This is a genomic window from Bradyrhizobium sp. C-145 (assembly GCF_023375135.1).
Lineage (GTDB): Bacteria > Pseudomonadota > Alphaproteobacteria > Rhizobiales > Xanthobacteraceae > Bradyrhizobium > Bradyrhizobium zhanjiangense.
Genome location: NZ_CP088150.1, coordinates 2,005,156 through 2,022,924, shown reverse-complemented (window position 1 = coordinate 2,022,924; position 17,769 = coordinate 2,005,156). Strand labels below are relative to the sequence as shown.

General features: G+C 58.5%; 14 protein-coding genes and 3 pseudogenes. 8 read left to right on the top strand and 9 right to left on the bottom strand.

The window, feature by feature from the left end; translation table 11 throughout:
- Positions 1-238: 238 nt before the first annotated feature.
- Positions 239-625 carry a hypothetical protein gene (locus LRP30_RS09425; RefSeq protein WP_249760140.1) on the bottom strand — a complete coding sequence of 129 codons (387 nt, stop codon included), beginning with the start codon at positions 623-625 and terminating at the stop codon, positions 239-241.
- A gap of 246 nt (positions 626-871) precedes the next feature.
- Here LRP30_RS09425 and LRP30_RS09420 point away from each other — a divergent pair, with 246 nt between their 5' ends.
- The 4 genes and pseudogenes from LRP30_RS09420 to LRP30_RS09405 form a co-directional block, all read left to right on the top strand.
- On the top strand, positions 872-1,732 hold the full coding sequence (locus LRP30_RS09420; RefSeq protein ID WP_249760139.1) for a YqaJ viral recombinase family protein: 861 nt from the start codon (positions 872-874) through the stop codon (positions 1,730-1,732).
- Entirely contained in the window at positions 1,716-2,852 is a 1,137-nt protein-coding gene (locus LRP30_RS09415) for an ERF family protein (RefSeq protein WP_249760138.1), read from the top strand. The genes LRP30_RS09420 and LRP30_RS09415 overlap by 17 nt, the downstream gene beginning before the upstream one ends.
- Positions 2,849-3,778 carry a PDC sensor domain-containing protein gene (locus LRP30_RS09410; protein ID WP_249760137.1) on the top strand — a complete coding sequence of 310 codons (930 nt, stop codon included), beginning with the start codon at positions 2,849-2,851 and terminating at the stop codon, positions 3,776-3,778. The genes LRP30_RS09415 and LRP30_RS09410 overlap by 4 nt, the downstream gene beginning before the upstream one ends.
- Before the next feature lie 238 nt (positions 3,779-4,016).
- Positions 4,017-4,136, top strand: a pseudogene (locus tag LRP30_RS09405) (CoA transferase); the annotation flags it as partial.
- 108 nt (positions 4,137-4,244) lie between these two features.
- Here LRP30_RS09405 and gmd read toward each other — a convergent pair.
- Both gmd and LRP30_RS09395 read right to left on the bottom strand, forming a co-directional pair.
- Positions 4,245-5,336 carry a GDP-mannose 4,6-dehydratase gene (gene gmd, locus LRP30_RS09400; RefSeq protein ID WP_249760136.1) on the bottom strand — a complete coding sequence of 364 codons (1,092 nt, stop codon included), beginning with the start codon at positions 5,334-5,336 and terminating at the stop codon, positions 4,245-4,247.
- A gap of 81 nt (positions 5,337-5,417) precedes the next feature.
- Entirely contained in the window at positions 5,418-6,134 is a 717-nt protein-coding gene (locus LRP30_RS09395) for a transglutaminase-like cysteine peptidase (protein ID WP_249760135.1), read from the bottom strand.
- 319 nt (positions 6,135-6,453) lie between these two features.
- Between LRP30_RS09395 and LRP30_RS09390 the strand changes: the two are divergent.
- A pseudogene (locus tag LRP30_RS09390) lies at positions 6,454-6,700 on the top strand (Ku protein); the annotation flags it as partial.
- 152 nt (positions 6,701-6,852) lie between these two features.
- Here LRP30_RS09390 and LRP30_RS09385 read toward each other — a convergent pair.
- The 3 genes from LRP30_RS09385 to LRP30_RS44925 all read right to left on the bottom strand — a co-directional run bounded on the left by LRP30_RS09385 (position 6,853) and on the right by LRP30_RS44925 (position 10,140).
- Positions 6,853-7,848, bottom strand: coding sequence for an adenylate/guanylate cyclase domain-containing protein (locus LRP30_RS09385; protein WP_249760134.1), 996 nt, complete (start codon positions 7,846-7,848; stop codon positions 6,853-6,855).
- 34 nt (positions 7,849-7,882) lie between these two features.
- Positions 7,883-8,863, bottom strand: coding sequence for a dienelactone hydrolase family protein (locus tag LRP30_RS09380; RefSeq protein ID WP_249760133.1), 981 nt, complete (start codon positions 8,861-8,863; stop codon positions 7,883-7,885).
- Between the two features lie 1,151 nt (positions 8,864-10,014).
- The gene (locus LRP30_RS44925; RefSeq protein WP_256477657.1) at positions 10,015-10,140 is read right to left on the bottom strand and encodes a hypothetical protein; all 126 of its coding nucleotides are present in this window, start codon (positions 10,138-10,140) and stop codon (positions 10,015-10,017) included.
- On the opposite strand from LRP30_RS44925, the pseudogene LRP30_RS09375 reads away from it, so the two are divergent.
- Positions 10,078-10,470 (top strand): annotated as a pseudogene (locus LRP30_RS09375) (IS21 family transposase); the annotation flags it as partial. The gene LRP30_RS44925 and the pseudogene LRP30_RS09375 overlap by 63 nt on opposite strands.
- 110 nt (positions 10,471-10,580) lie before the next feature.
- Here the strand turns inward: LRP30_RS09375 and LRP30_RS09370 are convergent.
- The gene (locus LRP30_RS09370; protein ID WP_128938159.1) at positions 10,581-11,339 is read right to left on the bottom strand and encodes a methyltransferase domain-containing protein; all 759 of its coding nucleotides are present in this window, start codon (positions 11,337-11,339) and stop codon (positions 10,581-10,583) included.
- Positions 11,340-11,777: 438 nt separating this feature from the next.
- Here LRP30_RS09370 and LRP30_RS09365 point away from each other — a divergent pair, with 438 nt between their 5' ends.
- Entirely contained in the window at positions 11,778-12,464 is a 687-nt protein-coding gene (locus LRP30_RS09365) for an FkbM family methyltransferase (RefSeq protein ID WP_249760132.1), read from the top strand.
- Between the two features lie 236 nt (positions 12,465-12,700).
- The gene (locus LRP30_RS09360) at positions 12,701-14,665 is read left to right on the top strand and encodes an acyltransferase family protein (RefSeq protein ID WP_249760131.1); all 1,965 of its coding nucleotides are present in this window, start codon (positions 12,701-12,703) and stop codon (positions 14,663-14,665) included.
- Positions 14,666-14,919: 254 nt separating this feature from the next.
- Here the strand turns inward: LRP30_RS09360 and LRP30_RS09355 are convergent, their stop codons facing one another.
- Both LRP30_RS09355 and LRP30_RS09350 read right to left on the bottom strand, forming a co-directional pair.
- On the bottom strand, positions 14,920-15,570 hold the full coding sequence (locus LRP30_RS09355; RefSeq protein WP_249760130.1) for a hypothetical protein: 651 nt from the start codon (positions 15,568-15,570) through the stop codon (positions 14,920-14,922).
- Positions 15,571-16,598: 1,028 nt separating this feature from the next.
- Positions 16,599-17,339, bottom strand: coding sequence for a helix-turn-helix domain-containing protein (locus LRP30_RS09350; RefSeq protein ID WP_249761733.1), 741 nt, complete (start codon positions 17,337-17,339; stop codon positions 16,599-16,601).
- Positions 17,340-17,769 lie beyond the last annotated feature (430 nt).

Sequence of the window (17,769 nt, the reverse complement as noted above, 5' to 3'; positions counted from 1 at the left end):
GAGTCTCACCCTGATCGCCGCCGCGCAGATGTCGTAGAATTTGTCGCGATCGCCCGAGCGCTGGGCGTTGATCCCGTGAAGCTATTCCGGGAATTGCTGTCGGCTAAAGCTCGTGGTTCTGCTCGCAAGCGGCCCACGCGCTAAGCCCCATCAGGCTTTGGCGGGCGGTTTTGGGAGCTCTGCCGCAGCCATGGGGGTGGTGCGGACAATTTCCAGAACGAAGCCAAGTGACCACGCGTCAACCTTTAAGGCTGAGCGCTCGAAGCGCCCGCCTCTGTTGCACTAAAGCGGCCCGTTCGTAGCGCTCAAGCCCTTTAAGACATTTTAGGTCTGCCGGAAGCGGCCCGCCCAAGAGCGCCGCCAACTTCTCCTGCCGCAAAGTGCGGAGGCGCAGCAGCGCGAGCTTGGACCGTGCAAGTACCATCGCCGACTCCGGTGTGACCTGATGCCCGAGCCCCAAAGCAATTGCGACGGCAAAATTCTCGGTCACGGCAGGATCGCCACTCCGTGCCAACCCATGGCGCAGCGCATTTTGGCTGGACCTCGCCTTTCCACCCGCCGTTTTCGGGCCGGTACTGCGCTTGGCGTTGCTGCGATTGGCTTCGATTTGTCGAATTGACGCCATGTCCGAGCTCCTCGGCTTTTGCTGATTGCGACACCCGGAGAACTCGCTCCAATGCATTGAGATATCAAGAGTTTTCGGGGCGAAAGAACAGCAAATTTGCTGCAGAAAGGACTGGCATTCCCGCGCAAAAGGAGCGTTACTGATCCGACCGGGCCTTGGCCATTGGCCCCGGTCTCTCTCCTCGCCGGTGCGGGGCTTTTGGTGGTGCGGCGGCAAGCCGCGTGTGCCAAACCAAGGAGAGACCCGGTGATCCCGATTTCAACCGACGGCGCCGAGGCGCCCCACTCCGTCATCAGGTTCAGTCCGCACGACCGGCGCGCCTTCATCGGCGGCTCGGACGCGCGCATCATCATGGGCGATGATCAGGACGAGCTCATGCGCCTGTGGCGGGAAAAGCGCGGCGAGATCGCGCCACAAGATTTGTCCCGCAACCTGGTCGTTCAGCTCGGCATCGCCACCGAAGCGCTCAACCGCAGCTGGTACCAGGGCGCCACGGGTCAAGCGATCACCGACATTCAGAAACGGATGCGCCATCCCGTCCACGCCTGGATGGCGGCCACGCTGGACGGCATGGTCGCGCAGAGCGGCGCGGTGTTCGAGGCCAAGTTCATGCTGCCCTGGGCCTTTACCGAGGAGGCAGCGGCCGAGAAGCACATGGCGCAGCTGCAACACAACATGTGGGTGGTCGCGGCGCGCTCGGCCGTGCTTTCGATCATCACCGGCGGCGGCAAATGGGTGGAGATCACCGTGCATGCCGACCCGCTCTACCAGCACCTGCTGCTGACCGCGGAAAAGAAGTTCTGGCGCTGCGTGCAGAGCGGCGAGCCGCCGCTGCTGTTCGGAATCGAGACCCCGCGCCCGCGGCTCGCGGCGATCAAGGTCGTCGACATGACCGCCTCCAATCTATGGGCCGAGTGCGCGGCGAGTTACCTGCGCACCCGGGCGGCCCATGGCGAGCACGAACTAGCCAAGACCGAGCTCAAGAAGCTGCTGCCCGAGGATGCCAAGGAGGCATTTGGCCACGGCGTTCGCGCCAAGCGCTCCAAAGCCGGCGCGATCAGTTTTGATCCGGTTGAGACGGAGCGCGTCCATGCACCAGGCAAGTGAGCATATCGGGGCGATCGCAGCCGCCTTGGCCCGTGCGCAAGCCGAACTGACCAACCCGGAAAAGACCCTGACCGGGATGATCCGCTCGCCGTTCCTGCGCGATGACGACCGCACCTTTCGTTACGCCTCGCTGGCGAGCGGCCTCGACATCGTGCGCAAGACCCTCAGCCAGCAGGAGATCGCCACCATCCAGAGCACCCGGGTCGAGGCGACCACCGGCCACATCCATCTCACCACCCTGCTCGCCCATTCCTCCGGCGAGTGGATCTCCTCGGACTGGCCGGTCTGCGCCTCAAGGGACGTCGAGGCGCCGCACCGGATGGGCGCGGCGCTTACCTACGCCCGGCGCTACGCCCTGTTCGCGCTGGTCGGAATTGCCGGCGAGGATGATCTGGACGCCCCGGACGCGGTGGCCAGCCCGCCGGCAGCAGAGCCGCAGGCAACCGCGGGCGCGAACCCCAAACCCGCCAAGGGGATGCTAAACCGCGCACCGGTGCTGGGGCCGCCGCAGTCGGCCGAGCTCCGGGAGCAACTCTTGCGCCAGCTCGCATCCCTAGCCGCCAGCGAAGACCTGCTGGCCTGGGCCAAGGCCAGCCTGCCGCTGAAAAACACCCTGCTGGAAGCCGACGCCCGGGTCGTCGAGGCCGCCTATCAGGCCAAGCTTGAGGACGCTGCGGGTCCCGCGGCAGCAGCGTCGCTCCCTGCTGCGGACGCCGAGGCCGCGCTGCAGCCAGCACTGCCTGCCACGCCTGAGACCGGGCTCGCACATGCCAAGGAGCCTCCCCGCAAGCGCAGCAAGGCGCACCTGTTATTTGTCCAGGAGCAGCCCTGCCTCGTCTGCCAGCAAACGCCGTGCGATGCCCATCATCTGAAATTCGCCCAACCCAGAGCGCTCGGCCGCAAGGTCAGTGATGAGTTCGCCGTTCCGTTGTGTCGCGCGCATCACGAGGAGCTGCATCGGCACGGCAACGAGCGCGCTTGGTGGACCAACCTGCAGATCGCGCCGTTACCGGTCGCGCAGGACTTGTGGGCTGCGAGCCCCGTCCACGGTCCGGCCGACGCCGCGGTCGGCACCGCGCCCCGTCCCGCAAACCTTGGTTCGGAGGCCTCATCCCGATGAACGGGCCCTTCCAAACGGCGCGCGAACTAACCGCAACGGCGCTGCCGGTCGAGTTTGAGGCGTTGGCGCCGCCGCCCCTGCTGCTGCCCGGGGAACACCTCGAACATTACCAGGCCCTGCGGCAGGTGATCTTCGCGGACCTTGCGCCCCGATCCGCCATCGAGTGGCTGCTCGCGATCGACGTCGCCGAACTGTCCTGGGAAATCCAACGCTATTTGTTAAACGGCGAAAGGTGGGTGCCGGCTAACCAATCGACCTCGCCGGCTCGCACTGATGTCGCCGTGCCCCGTGGTGTCCCGGCTGCTGGAGCTAACCGGACAACGCGATTCCTACGATTGGGCGTTAACCGTATAATGCCGAATCGGGGCCTGCCGAGTCGGCGGCCTTGCATTGGGGCCGCCTTTGTCGCCATCGACCTCCTCGCGACCGTTCGGAGCGCGCTATTCCGTCCGGGCCTATGTCTTCATCTTTGTGGCCGTCTTTGTCGCGTCGTCGCTTCTATTGCGGGCTGGCTGGTCCTGCGATCGGTAACATTCGTCGAAGCAGAATTTCAGAAGCGCGCGGCGCAGGAAATCCTTGCGTCGATCGAGCGCGAGATTGCCGGTATTCAGAACGTGTTATTGGCGCTGGCAGCCTCGCCGGCAACGCATGACGGAGAGCTGGCGCAGTTTCAGCGCCGCGCCGCCAAGGTTGCCCGGCAACTCGACCTGCCCATCGTCTTGCGAGAGGTCGGCACCGGACAACCGGTGATAGGCCCTTCGCTGGAGCCCGATAGGCTCGTTCTCCAGAATGTGTCGGTACCGACCCGGGAAGCAATTCGGCGAACGGGCGAGTCGGGAAGGCCGGCCGTTTCCGGCGCTTTCTTCGATCCAAGCGCGGGTAGATATGTGGTAACAGTGGCGGTGCCGTTCGGGGAGGGCCTTTGACCAGAAGGCCTTATCCTGCCTTCTGCTCCGAGACCTGAGTCCGAACGGTAGGGTTGGTCTGTCTTGCGGGGAACGGAGTCAGTAACAGCGACCCGGCAATGATCACGGGCGTGTTTCACGTGATGGAATTTGCCGGCTCACGAGGCTTGTCGGCGGACTAAAATGGATGGCGAACAACGGTGTGCCGGCGTGAAAAAAAGGCCGCACCGGGATTCCTAAAGAACACCTGGCATGGGGGATAGATGACCAGGCTTTCAGCGGGATCCGAATCGTCGATTCGACCCATGTTCTAGCTGGTCCGTTTGCGAGCTATCAGCTCGGCGTCCTCGGTGCGGAAGTTAACAAGGTCGAATCTCCGCACAGTCCGGTAGGACATCTCCGCCGGTCCTGGAGCTGTTGGGTGCGCACGAAGATGGGCGGCCCGAGCGCCCCAGTGGACCTCGAGACCGGACAGCGGACCCAGTTGTCATTCGTGTCGCGCGAAGTAGCGGAATCCGTGCTGCTTGATCAGTTCGTCCCGCTTCGCGGATTCGAGATCCTCCTTCATCATCTCCCGAACTAGGCTCTCGAACGACGTTTTCGGCTCCCACCCGAGCTTCTGTTTCGCCTTGGCAGGATCACCGAGAAGCGTCTCGACTTCCGTCGGTCGGAAGTACCTGGGATCGACCGATACAACGCACTTTCCAGTTTTGGCATCGTATCCCTTTTCATCGACCCCCGCGCCTTCCCAGCGAATTCGCATTCCAATCTCGCTGGCCGCGACATTGACGAAGTCCCTCACCGAGTGTTGTTTGCCGGTGGCGATGACGAAATCCTCTGCCTTCTCCTGCTGCAACATCAACCATTGCATCTCAACATAATCGCGGGCATGTCCCCAGTCGCGCAGCGCGTCGAGATTACCGAGATACAAACGTTCCTGCAGGCCCAAATGGATCCGCGCCAGGGCGCGCGTGATTTTTCGGGTGACAAAGGTCTCGCCCCGGACGGGAGACTCGTGATTGAACAGGATGCCGTTGCAAGCATACATCCCATAGGCTTCGCGATAGTTCACTGTAATCCAGTAGGCGTAAAGTTTAGCAACCGCGTACGGTGAGCGCGGATAGAAAGGCGTGGTTTCTTTCTGAGGGATCTCCTGGACCAACCCATAGAGTTCGGACGTCGAGGCCTGGTAGAAGCGCGTCTTCTTCTCCAAGCCGACGATCCGCATAGCTTCGAGAATCCGCAGAGTGCCCAGGCCGTCGGAGTTGGCCGTGTATTCGGGTTCCTCAAATGAAACGGCCACATGGCTCTGGGCAGCGAGATTGTAGATCTCGTCTGGCTGCACCTGGCCCACAATCCTGATGAGGCTCGAGGAGTCCGTCAGGTCGCCGTAGTGGAGCCGAAACGGCGGGTCGGGCTCGTGCGGATCGAGATAGAGGTGGTCGATGCGATCGGTGTTGAACAGCGAGGTTCGCCGCTTGATGCCGTGGACTTCATAGCCTTTCGCAAGAAGCAATTCAGCGAGATAGGCGCCGTCCTGCCCCGTAACGCCCGTGATTAGTGCTCGTTTTTTGGTCATGCAAATCTCGTCTAATTTGGCAGCTGTTCTTACCCAAAAGCAACGCTCGGTGCTAGCGAACGCGAAGCATTCTTGGGCTGTTTACTTGCTAATGTTAATGGCCTGAGGAGGACGGCTTTGGGTCGGGGCTTGGCCCCAAGCGGCCAGACATCTTCGGCGACTGAGAGCGCAACCCGCAAACGCAGCCCGTTGAGATCGAGAGCCGAGCCTCGCCACTAAAAACGCCGCAAGCGTGCGCACCCAGAGCCGGGGAGCCCGATCCGACTCTGTGCGCACAAGAACGTACTTGTCCAAGGCTTCGTTCAGTTCAATGACGATCGTGCTCAGATTGTCGAGAACGAAGACACTCCTTCCTTCTCGTGCAAGCAGGACAAAATGATGTTCTCCGCTTGCGCGGATGATCACCTCCGCGAGAAGAAGCGATGAACTTGGCCAGCCGGCGCGAAGCAGCAAATGGCGTTTTGTGACGGCATAGTCGCTGCAGTTTCCATCAAAAGGAAAGATCTGCCAGTCGTGATCAAGCTGACTGGCCACCTGCTTCTTTGGCACAATAGCGACATTGACGGTCGAGTTGATTTGGTTGAGCTCCCGCCAGCGCTGCCCTCGAGATTGGAAGTTCGTTATCCGCCGGTCGGGTTGTTCCTCACATTCTTCAGGATACTGGATGCAGAACAGCGCGAACGAAAGGGGAGGCACGACCTCCAGGGTCTCGATAGTTGAATGGGCTGGTTGGGTGCAAACGCAATACATCGTAGCCAGCATGCGGGCAGCTTGTCTGATCATCGCTTCGGCCTGCAAGCTCCAGAGTCTTAATCGGCGTGGGGTCCCGACGCCGATCGGCGCGCTAAGCTATTGATCTAACGAGTGGTGGAGGGGGCAATCTTGGACGCTTATTCACATTTTTGGCTTTTGCCGGACACGCTAGGTAAGCAATAGGTAAGCAGTCGCCACGACCTTCCCGCCAGCACCGCGCTGAGCTTCGATTTTTTATTCACAAGTACCCACCCGTTTTGGGGCCCCACTGCTTCCCGATCGGAGCGCCAAAAGAGCCATTTCGTGCCCACTCACGTCGAATGGGTCGTGGATCAGCCTCAGTGTTCCAATCCCTCGACCGGGTGATCTCATCAACAGCCAGCGCGCCGGCAAGCCGATCACGCCAAAGGCTGGAAACGCCGTCGACCTGATGGAGGCGCCGTAGCGTCGGTAAGGAGGCCCCGCTGGTAAAGGCAGCCAAGCCCGCCAAGAAGCCGCGCAAGGCTTCGAGCGGCCAGAAGGAAATGCTGATGCCCATCGAAGGCAAGAAGCCGGCGAAGGAAACCGCGGCAAAGAGGACGGCGGCCAGGCCGCAGCGGAAGTCAGCCTAGCCCAGTGCGGAAATCCAGACGCGCTTCTGTGATGCGCAACCTAACCGCGCTTGCGCGCATCCGATTTCCGTCTCAGGTCTGCCCGAGGCCCCAACATGCTCTTTTTCGCGTTTCGTGCTTGCCTTGTGACGGGCTCGTTGCCACGTCAGTGTTTACTCACGCCGCCAATCAACCTTGTAGGTCCGGAAGCCGTCACCGGCGGCCGTGAGAATGCCATCCTTCAATTTTCCCGATAGCCGTGCGCTCACCAAGCGATGCCCGCTGCTGTTCTCTATGTTCACCTCGATTGTAACGTCTCCCTTATCGGAAACAACTCCAGAGATCACATTGCTCAGGCCGGGGTCTCTGGCAGGGTATCGCGCGGAAATTTTGCTCTCTCTGACAATGATGCCTGACGCCGCATAGCAACGAGCAGTGTCCTCCCGATAAGGCCCAAGGCACACTTGCCCCCCATAGCGGCCATCTTGCGCCAGCGCTATTTGGCGCTGTCGATAGAACGAATACGACCAGTATCCTCCGATTAGCAGCAACGTAAGCCCAACAATTCCTCCAATCAGTTTCCAACTTGGCCTGCGTCTCGCGGCTGCCGCAGACGCGTGGAGTTCGCTTGATTCGGCGATGGAATAAGTGCGCACCGGTTGAGGAATGTTTTTGTAGTTTTTTTTGCCCAAAGGTTTGAATGACAGCGACAGCTTGTTTCGAATCTGATCGTAGACACTGCCTGAAATGCAAACCCCGCCGGGGTCCGCTGCGGACTGGATCCTGGCCGCAACATTAACCCCATCACCAAGCAAGTCCGACCCTTGCAACATGACGTCGCCGAGATTTACGCCGATACGGAACCTGACTTGGCGAGATGGTGCCAGTTGATCATTTCGCGTCCGCAAAGCTGCTTGAATTTCTGTCGCGCAGCGCACGGCTTCAACGGCGCTGCCGAACTCCGCGAGAATTGCATCACCTGCGGTGTTGAAGACGCGTCCGCGGTGACTGGCAACAAGCGACTCAAAGACCGCTTTGTGGCCGCGAAACGTTTGCACGGTCTGCTCTTCGTTTTCGGCCATCAGGCGGCTGTATTCCGCAACATCGGCCGACAGAATCGTCGCGAGCTTCCGTTCGACCATCTCGGAGACGCCAAGTTCATCAACCATAGGCTCCGCCCTGATGCGATGACGAAAACTTCTGTCAAAGGCTCATCGATCTACGCAAAAATGCGATCGTATCTGCGAGTGATTTCGCGCGCGTCTGTGAACTGAATCCCATCGAATACCCTCGGCTATCGCTTCGGCAGCTCTCCCACAGCGTCGGGTTGAAGCTCTTGTCTTCTCCGTTTATCAACAGACCAATCCGCGCTTCACCAATGAGCATTGTCGGACACTTGCGTGCGCTGCCGAAATCCTTGAAAAAGTTGGGCGCGCGGAAGGCAGGATTGGTCCAGCCATGGTACGCGGCGGGATAGGTTAGCTTTTCGATCGACTGCGGCGTATTCGTGCTCGTCAGATATGCCAGGTAAGTGTCTACCTTGTCGGCGGGAGTCAACTCGTCCTTCTCTCCCAGAAGTAGAAGAACGGGAGAGCCTGTGTAAGCGGTTGGGCCACCGCGAGTGCCCATCGTCCAAGCCGGATAGAAAGCTACGTGGGCAGCAAAGCGTTGATCTGGCGCCATCGCCTTACGAAATCTCTCGAACGCGGCCATATGCGCAACATCGCCGCCCAGCGAAAACCCGACCACCGCGATCTTTTGCGGATTTATCTTGGGTTGGCCAGCTAGAAACCTTAATGCAGCGAAGGCGTCGGCAAGTACCGAGGGATTGACGCCTGGATTAGCTCCCGCCGTTTGGCTACTCCATTTCCGCGATTTAATGCTGTCATAGGTCAGCGTCGCAAAGCCGGCCTTTCGCAACTCAGCAGCGAACCAGCCCTCGTTTGCCTCATTGTAGCCGCCAATCGTATGGGCAACTACTATTGCCGGGTAACGACCTTCTTTACCGCTTGGGAAACGTAGATCTGCGTTGATGTTGACTTCCCCGACAGATGCTCCCTGGATCGCCTGTACGAAATTCGAGAACGTGACTGATGAAAACGTAGTCTCTGCCGAAAACGCAGTCGATGACGCCAGGGAAGACGCCAGGATCCCTATTACGCAAAGCCTGAGCCTGGATGCCATTTTCATTTGCTGAGATCAGCGCCAAGCGCTTCCCTGTTGAAGAGATGAAAACCAAATCAATTAGGGCTTATGGTATTTCAGCAATCGAGCTTTCTCAGCACAGTCACACAAAGATTTAGCCGGCCTTGCAATTCTAGCAATCTTAGTTTGTCTTACTCAGGTGACAATTTTGAATTGGATTGTGGGCAAGGATCGGTCCCATTACAAGGACTTTTGGGACCTAAGTGGTGACAGCCAGATCGCGCTCTGTAAGAGGGCCGATGGTTGAAATTGATAACCTCGCCTCCGTCGAGCCGGAGCATCGACGATGGTTCACGTTTGCCCCGCGTACACGGCGCAGTCGGCTATCGGTCCGCGCGCTACCAGAGGGCTAGGGGCGCAACTAGACCTGCCGCCCTTGCATACAGGCGACAACGAAGTCTCGTCTGGTCCGGCGGTCAAACCTACTTCCTGTATAGCCTCGTTGAAGAGATAACTCCTTGCATCGAGCGAGTCTTGCCGCAAAGAATCCGGGGTAATTCCGCTGCAAGCACTGTCTTTTCTCAGGACCAAACGGGAGGCTCCTGCACATTTGTGCCTGTGCAGGAGACCACATTCCGAACAATACAATTGCGCGAACAATGGCTTTCATCTGTTTCGCTCCCATCGCTAAAGAATTAATGTTCCGTCAGAGGGAGGGGTCAATTAGCCCAACTTGTCAGACTGGCCCGCCATGTGAACCCGCAGAGAGCGCCGGGAGAACTGCAGTTTCAGGTGCTTTCGATTTCGAAGGCCACTGGGACTCTGAGGTCGACGTGAACGGCTTGCCGAGGACGCCGCGGGAGATCAGGGCGGCCGACCTCCTGTAGCACGGAGATCGCGTCTGGATCGCCACCGACGCTGCTTCATCATCAGCATCGAGATCGCTCCTGCCCGAGACGTCCTTTCGACCCGTCCCTCGTTTTCTGGGGGCACAACGCAGGGATTCCGAATTGCTGGGCTGCGGCTTTTTCACCTGTTCCGCCATCCTGTGCAAAGACACGCCAATCCTCAATTTGGCAACAGCCTGTTGCAAAATTGAACTTTGGGATCTACTCGGCCACCGCATCTTCCTTCTCGCCGGTCGCGACGATCTTTAGGGCTCCGTCCAGCGGTGGCCCCTGCAGCGCCTCCTACGAAGGCGCCCGCAGCCATACGTCGTGCTCCTCGGGCGTCGTTAGGATCACCGCCCGCGCGAGCGGATTGCCGCGCATCAGCGCATAGGCGGCAATCACAAGCACACCACCGTGCCGGAGCATATGGCCTCCAGCCATCGCCGCTACACCGGCTGGACCATCGTGCGCATCCGCCAGGACGCCGCCGCGATCGGCCCGGCGACCAGCGCGTTGTGCGACCTCATTCTCGACGAACGCTCGCACCCCGAGCAGGGATTCCGCGCCTGTCTCGGCATCCTCCGGCTCGCCGCGTCCTACGGGCGCGAGCGCCTGGACGCGGCAGCCGCGCGGGCGATCGACATCGGCGCGCGCACCTATGGCTCGGTCAAATCGATCCTCGCCAACAACCTCGATCGGCGTCCTGGTCCCCAGCCTGTCGGTAGGTCGTCATCGCGATTGATGAGAAGCAAGTAAGCGCTCTCGCGGCGCTTAATGTTGGCTGCTCGTGCCCAAGCGACGTCATCGGTGTCATCCCTCTTTAGGCAAGCGAACCGCATCTTCCATCGGCAGTGGGGAATGAGGCGTTAGAGACCGGACCGACGTCTCGCTGCTCTTGCCAAGACCCCAAGGTTTCCGAGGAGATGTCTTGCCGCTATCGCCGCACTCTTGCCTTCGGTGACTTCCTGGAGCTTATACTCAAAGTAGTCGGGCAGGACGCGATCCAGGTCGAAGGGGCTGGTTAGCGACGAATAACCTTCGGGACAACGATCGCCGCGACAAAAAACGAGAAGGTTCTGTCGATACCAGGGCCGAATTCGGCTGTCGTCATATATCTGCGGTCGGACGCAATCGAAGGCGCTGTAACCATGGCCGCTGAAACGTTCTGCCCAGTAGGATGGCCACTGCTCGTTCAGGTGGTTTCTACCGCCCTGCCCTTTGACTGCAGCAGAGAACAGTACGATTGGTGCAGCGGCCACGAGCGCGGAAACGAACTCATTCGCGCTACTCTCGGGCAAATGCTCGGCCACCTCTAACGAACACGCCAAATCGAATTTGCGGCCGATATCGGTGATGGATCGAAGGTCCATGGATCTGAACCTTTCCGACGGAATTCTGAGCTGATCACGAGGCACATAGTCGCCGTCAATTCCGAGATAATCGCTCACACCGTTCGTAGCGAATTCGTGCAGCCAGGCGCCGACACCGCAGCCGACGTCAACGACCGAATTGACTTTGAAAAGTCGAAGCACCAGCGGGACGATCACCGACGCAGATTCGAAAGACCCGCCTGACTGTTCCTTGAAGAACTGCGCACCGTAATGCTCAGCGACAGATTTCTCCATATCGACACCTCCGGACACCCAACCCGCCGGACAATCAAAGCTGCGCCATGCCGGCGCATAACGTCAAGCCCGTCACTCATTGGAGTTGCAGCAAAAATGCGACCTGTGCGATCGAGTTCCGTACTGCCACATTTGTGGTAAGCGACCTCGGCTCGCAGATCGCACTCTCAATTTCGGGCGCTGCAATAACGCGCGCTCTATGCGGCAATACGTTCGGGGGCTTTTCGGAAAAAGGCCTTCCTCCGTCTTCAATTGATCTTTCACCGACTTTGAAGCACCTGGGCAACATCGCGTACTTCGTCGAATGCGTCGCCGCTTTGCCGCCATTGTTTCCAACGGAACACTGGCGTGCTTAGTATAGAGTGGGTTGACCTCCCTTCACGCACAGGTCAAATTGCCGGGTGGGCTGTTCAGGCGATAAGCACAGGCGAACTCATTATGCTCACAGCGCCGCTACGCTTTGCCGGCCGATTGCGCCGCTACATTTCCCGCCGCCTTTACGGCGATCCCGACTCCTATCTTGAACTATGTTCCGGCGTGATTCATGTCGGGGCAAATGCTGGCCAAGAACGGGACCTCTATGCCCGACACAAACTCAAGGTGGCGTGGATAGAACCTGTGCCGGAGCAATTTGAAATGCTTCGACAAAATATCCGCTCGCTGCCTGACCAGCGGGCAATCAACGCGCTGATCGCCGATACTGATGGCAAGCCCTATACTTTCCATGTCTCGAACAATGATGGCCTGTCATCGTCCATTCTGGATTTGCAAGACCACAAGGACATTTGGCCGGATGTGCATTTCGTCCGCGACATAACGATTCGTTCTTCGACGTTGAAAACGGCTCTTGAAATGTGGCAGGTCGATCCCGGGCAATACAATGCCCTTGTGTTGGACACCCAGGGCTCGGAGTTGCTGGTTCTGCGGGGTGCGCAAGACATCTTGCGGCAATTCAGATTCATCAAGGCTGAAGCGGCGGACTTCGAGTCATACCGGAATTGTGCGACCGTTGATCAAATACGCTCTTATCTGAAAGATTTTGGCTTTCAGGTGAGACGCGAGGACCGGTTTGCGAAGCGTGCATCTGGTGGCGCCTATTTCGACATCTTGTTCGAACGCGTCTAAGGCTGAGGTCACCGAATAACGCCAATCTGCCGGCTTTGGTCCGAGCGGATATTATCTGCAGATTACTTCTCCGCGCCTGGCGGGTCAGCTCCGACTTCTCCTTCGCGTATCCGCCGACACTAGCCCCTGCCTCGCCGCCGCCCCACGAACAGCTGAAAACGGACAAACTCCCCGAACGAAATGCGTGGTACTGATTGTTCGCGCGTTTTCTAGATGCAATGTGCACAGCAACAGACATGCAGCCCGTATCGCGAGCGGCGACCCATTTCAGAGCCGATGTCGAGGGGCTGAGGGCGATCGCAGTTCTATCGGTGGTCGCCTTTCATTACGGAGTTCCGGGCTTAACCGGCGGATTTGTCGGTGTAGACGTGTTCTTCGTCATATCCGGCTTCCTGATCACGCAACTTTTGCTTCGGGAGATAGCCGCGACCGGGAAACTCGATTTACTTGGCTTCTATGGTCGCAGGGCTAAGAGACTCTTGCCTGCCGCCTTCGCGGTCACGCTAACGACCCTGATCATCGGATACTTCGTGCTGGCGCCCTTTGAACAGAAGGAGATGGCCAAGTCGGCCGCAGCTTCAGCGCTGTATGCCGCCAATGTTTGGCTCCTCCGCCAATCCATGAACTATTTCGCCCCCGAAAGTTCGCTCAATCCCTTCCTTCATACGTGGTCACTTTCAGTCGAGGAACAATTTTACTTGGTCTGGCCCGCGTTTCTCCTCATTGTCGGTCGTTTCAGCCAAAAGATCATCTTGCTCGCTCTACTGATCGTAGTGTTCGGATCGTTCGCTGCCTGCATCTACCTGACCTACGGCAAGCAAGCTTGGGCGTTCTATCTCGCGCCCCCTCGGGCGTGGGAGTTTGGAGCAGGAGCTCTGATCGCAACAAGACCCTTCGAGCGCTGGGCAAAGCAGCCTGGCTCGAGTTCGATCGTTGGATGGTTGTCCTTCGCAATTCTCATCCTGTCATTCTTTGCTATCGACGGCTTCATGGCGTTCCCGGGAGTAGTTGCCGTTGTTCCGGTGGCAGCTACGGCACTGCTGCTGCTCACGGGGAACAATCCTGCTGGACCATCGGCTTTGCTCAGGACGCATCCGTTTCAGTTCTTCGGTGCCCGGTCCTACGCCATTTACCTCTGGCATTGGCCGATTGCAGTTCTTGGTACGGTGCTTGTTGGCAGCACGGCACTCGCCAATTGCCTTTTCTTTGTCATGACAATCGTTCTCTCGTCGCTCAGCCTCGCCTGGCTCGAACACCCCATCAGAGCTAGTCACTGGCTGGCACAACGATCTGTACGATCAATAGTCATGGGTGGCGCCGTTACGTTAGCCGCCACGGTTGCCGGCATCCTTTCGTTCGCCATTGCGCAGCACGTCACGAATGCCGCGCAAGCGAAGATAGTTGCCTCGACTTCGAAATATTCACTTTCGAGCGAGAGTGGTTGTCTGGCCGGGTTCACCACACAAAGTCCCACCCGCTGCGTGTTCGGCCCATCTAGCTATACAAAGACAATTGTGCTGTTGGGAGATTCTCACGCCGATCAATGGACGACCGCGCTCGCGGCTATTGCCGAACAGAGAGGATGGCGGCTTATTACCTACCTGAAGGCCTCGTGTCCTATCGCCGATATCCCGGTTTCCAAGGTCTACAGTTTGCGACTTCGCCGGCTCTCGCCGCAGTGCGCAAGCTGGCGCGAGCAGGCAATCGCCATGATAAAAACTCAAGATAGCCCGGACGCGATACTGTTGGCGCAGTTTTCGAGCGGAAACGTCAAGGGACCATTCACCAATCTGGGACCTCACGCAGTGAGCATTGAGACATGGGAGCGTGGATTATTTGGAGCGCTCAAGGAACTCGAACCGGTCAACGCCAAGCTCATTGTGATCCGCGACAATCCCACTCCTTACCACCCCGTCGGCAATTGTCTTGCTCGGGCGGAATGGCGGCGCTTACCATTTAGCACCTGCAGTCGCAGTCTTTCGCTCACTACAAGCAACGAAGTGTTCGAAGCAGAGCAACGTGCCGTCTCGTCCATTAACAACGCGCGCATGATCGACCTAACATCGTCGATTTGCACAGGCTTGGTATGTCCGGCCATTCGCGACGGCGTCGTTGTCTATAGAGACGCAAACCATCTCACAGTCGATTTCACACTAGTGCTTATGGATCGTCTCGCCGCAGAACTAACAGCCGCCCTCTGAGGAAGATCCTGTCGGTCAAGCATCGCAGCGAGCGAGACTCGGGTATGAGCGCTCATCGCGGCGCTTACTTCCGGCTAGTCTCGGTCGAAAGGCGCTTTCCAAAAGAACTCTCAAAAGCTACCTCCAATTGCTTCAGGTACTTACGGAGATCGATTTGCGAAATTGCCCGTATCCCGCGAATCCCTTCTCGATACTCGCAAAGTGAAGCAGCGAACTTGCGCTCGGTGAGCACCCGCCATCGGGGCATGCCAGCTTCAGCCTTGAGCCTCGGGCTCGTTTGCGGAGTTGATTGATGCTTCAATCATCCGGACTGGCGACTTCCTCTTATGCATCATCAGCTCGTCGGCCGCTTGCAATTTAAAGAACCGGTGCACCTGCTGATCGATCAGTCGCTCGATGCGCTCTTCGGCGGCAAGGTCTGCGAACAGGCGCTTCTCGTTCAGCACCTTCGCAGCAGCTTCTGCGGAACGATTGCCTTCTGTGGTGGGGTGACGCCTGCGCACCATTGGAAGCAATACGCCGTCAACCTCCCTTTTAAGCGCAACGATCCATTGAGAATTGGTTTCGTAGTTTCCTTCCGGGCAGGCCTTCTTGAGGTGTTCGGCGAATTCGGCGGGCAACATCTCAATTGCGCGCCGTAAGGTCGACGCAGCGAGGTCGCGATAGAGGCTGGTACTGAAATTAAAGAGCTCATCGTAATCTTCGCGGACGCGCCGAGAGCGCGTATTCGCCTCAGTGAGCCTTGCGGCCTCCTGTTTCATGTGTTCGAGCCAATCATCAGCGAGCGGCGGCGGGTGCTGCCACAGAACAGCATTTTCCGCACGATCAAGTTCGGCAGCCAGATCGAGTTCGCGCCTCTTCTGAATCCGACGCTTGCGCCACATCAGGGAAGCGATGCTCGCCATGCATTCTTCCTGGAGAGGGCCGTCGGGGCAGTATTTCTCGATTAGCCGACGACACAACCGGTCGAACTCGTCCGCGCTTTCCCAAGGCATCAAGTCGATCGAAGAGAAGGCGCCGTGCTTCAGGGCGCTCGGCTTCCTGGAGATGACAGCTTTCCGCGCGCTACCGGCGGCTCTTGTGCGAGGGCTGAGAGGCTCATCTTGAGACATGAGGTAACTTCTCCGTCTTGCTAAAAGCCGACCTCCCCCTTTCGATTTTTGTTCTGAAGTTAGAAAAATCGGCCAGGCGAGAGCCTGCTGCGGCATTCCCGTTGCCGATTCGAATACTGATCTTCCTACCGTTCGAGAAAGCGGTCTAGCTCTACCGTCAGAATGTCCACACTTTTGAAGGGCCGAGCTAGCGCGGGCTACCGACAGGCTGCAAGCGCACTACGGGCCAGCTAAAGGCGCCGGTCGGCACATCTGCCATACGCATGAATCAAATGAACATCAACTCTGCGGCGAGCGTTACCAGCCAAAGCAGTAGGCGCACACGAGCAATACCATGCGGCGTTCAATGGAAATTATACACAAGCTCAAAGTCCAACCGGAGAACTCGGAGACCGCTCAGGAAATGATGCAGTTGCATCGGCAATAGATCGCTTGTTGACGGCGATCGCGAACGCTCAATCCGCACTGACCTATGAACAAATGGCGATTGAGGACCGCATCACCTCCGCGCTCGCTCGCCGCTTTGGGCTTTGGAGATAGATGGACGTGCTCGTCGGTCGACAGCAATCTCCGCTGATGTAATAAACTCGTCTTCCTGGCGTTAGCCTAGCCACGCCGATCCTATTGTGGGCTATCGTCAGTAGAGCGGAGGCGGAGGCGCGCTCGCCTCGCCTGCCGCTTGTGCCCAAAGCTGACACCATGTGCAGGTGGCGACGAAACCGACTGCTCCCTTGACGCCCCTCAGAGCGATGAGGCCATGAAGGTCGACAAAGTTTCATCCGCGGTCCTGCGGCGCGCCTTGTTCTGCCAAACGCCCGAGGTCACGTCAGGAACCGGGCGATGCCTTCGCGCATACAAGCCAGGATTTCATCCTGCCGCTCCTCAAGACGGGACACTGGGCCGCCGACGCCGAGGACCAGGTTGCGTCCGAAGTCGCGCTTTGGCAGCAGGACTGCAATCACCCCGGCGTCCTGGACGATGATGTGTTTTGAGAACATGTAGCCGTCGCGCCGGATGCCGTTGATGATCTTCATCAACGCGTTCAGTTCGAAGTGCTCTTCCCGCGGGCAAACGGCATTGATGCGGCGCAGTAGCCGTTCAATCTCGACGTCGGTATGACCACTGAGCAGCGTCCGCCCGATTCCGCTGATCGCAAGCGGCCGGACATCGCCAGACTTCACTTCGAAGCGCAAACGTTTGCTGGTTTGTAAAGCGTGAATGTATTGAGCATGCAGATCGGATTGCGTGCTGATGCTCACAAGCTCGTCGAGCTTCTCATGGACGAAATCGACCAGCGCAAGGATGGCGCTGTCGCCGAATAGCCCGGTGTCCAGCCACCGGCCCATCTGGGCAATGCGCATCGTCGGCATGTAGGTGCGATTGTAGCTGTCGTAGAACAGGTAACCGAGCATCGCCATGCTCTTCAGCAACGCCGCAGCGCTGGACGTGGGATAGTCGCACTTGGTCGCGACTTCCTTTAGCGAGATCGGTCGTTTCACATCCTCGAAGTACTCGAGGACTTCGAAGATCCGCTTGGCTGACTTGATGCTGGAATCCATCATCTTCACATATGTGGAAATATTTCCAATAACTGGATCAGATATTCTGAATAGGCCAGAACTTGGCGCGAGCGCAAACTTAGCGCCTTAACACCGTGATCGCGACTATTTTCCATATATATGTAAATAGAAATACATATCTGTAAAGAGTAGACTCAGCGGCGCCCTGCTCTTAGTGTTCTCCCCCGGCCGGCAAGGCCGCGGCGTCACAGCCGCCCAACAACAAAAACGCTCACGGGTGGCGCGCGCTTGCAAGGAGACGTCATGGAGCTGGGAATGAAATTGTCTGCCGCGTTCGACTGATGCCGGCCGGAGCGACCGGTCGCTGCACGGCTCCCCGTCGCCAAGTTGAACCTGCTCGCGACCATTCTCTTGAAGATCAACCCTCGCGCTCACGACGGTGACGCTGGCCAGGCCATTGTGCGCAGCGACG